The sequence below is a fragment of the Streptomyces sp. 8P21H-1 genome, assembly GCF_013302945.1.
The window spans coordinates 1-1,287 of sequence record NZ_JABTYA010000308.1 but is presented as its reverse complement, the minus strand read 5'-3'; the positions used below and the strand labels follow the sequence as shown (position 1 = coordinate 1,287).

Genomic DNA, 1,287 nt, shown 5'->3' with positions numbered 1-1,287 from the left:
GGCGTCCGCCCGGGCCGGGCGGCGGGGGCGAACCGGGGGGCGGGTAGCCGTAACCGGCCGCCGGGGGCGGCGGCGGAGGCGGCGGGGGCACGGCACCGGCCATGCGGTGACCGCAGACCTCGCACCAGTCGTCGGAACCCGACTGGTGTCCGTTCGGGCAGGTCGGCATGTCGGCGCTTCCCCCTCTCCTGTTCCGGCCACGAAGGACCGTAAGACGTGCACAAGACGTGCGTTGCCGTGCGCGTACTGCTCTGCTTCTGCGCTGTTGCTGCTCTGCTGTCTTCTGCTTCTGTTCTGCTGCTTCTGCTACTTCTTCACGCGAACGGTTTTGGTGGACCGTGTCTCGAGAGTCATCTCGTCGGCCTCCGCGACCTTCGCCTTCAATCGCACAGTACCCGCCGCGGCATCGACCACGTCCACCACCTTCGCAAGCAGTTTCGCCGTATCCGCGTTTCCCGAGGCACTGGCGAGCTGGACCGCGCGGCCCAGTTTGGCCGTCGCACCGTCGTCGTCCCCCGCTTTGCGGGCATCCAGACCCTGCTGGATGACCTGGGCCAGTTCGGCCTGACCTGTGTAATGCGCCACTTGCGGGTTGATCGACGTCGAGGCCGCCATGTCGTCGGTCCACACGGCCCGTACGAGCCCCTGCGCGCCCAGGTTGTGGACGGTGCCGTCGCCCTGCGGGACCACCAGGGAGACCCGGGCGGCCAGCATCTCCTGGCCGAGTCCGGCCTCGGGCACCTCGACGCACACGTGGTAGTCGCGGGACTCGTCGCCCCAGGAACCGGTGGGATAGTCACCGGCGCGCGGGCCCGCCTCGACACGGCGGTCGGTCAGCTGCTCGACCGTCGGCGCGACCTGTTTGACGAACTTGATGGAAGTGCCGACCGGGGTCCACAGCCGCAGCGCGACGTCCGCGACCTCCTTGCCCATGGCCGCCTCCATCATCTGCGTGAAGTCGGCGGCCAGGCCCGCCGGATCGGCCACGATGTCGGCGGTGCCGAGCAGCGCGGACGCGACGGACGTGACTTCTTTCACTTCCCAGTCCGTGCCGACGCCCCGCGCGTCGCAGGTGAAGCGGCCCGCGCAGGCGTCCAGGGCTGCCTTCAGATCCTCGGGCGACTCGTGTTCGTTGCGGCCGTCGGTGAGCACGATGCCGTGCCGGATGGCGACGTCCGCCGAGGAGAGCAGGCGGTCGGCCAGCCGCAGCCAGGTGCCGATCGCGGTGCCGCCGCCCGCGCTGAGCCGGCGCAGCGCCTGCTTCGCCGCGTCGCGGGTCCGCGCGTC

At 70.6% G+C, this 1,287-nt stretch carries 1 protein-coding gene and 1 pseudogene; both read right to left on the bottom strand.

Going from position 1 to position 1,287, the window contains the following annotated elements:
- Window positions 1–169: pseudogene (locus HO151_RS07520) on the bottom strand (phosphopeptide-binding protein); the annotation flags it as partial.
- A gap of 137 nt (window positions 170–306) precedes the next feature.
- On the bottom strand, window positions 307–1,287 hold a 981-nt coding region (locus HO151_RS06495), incomplete at its 5' end, for a VWA domain-containing protein (RefSeq protein ID WP_173895140.1).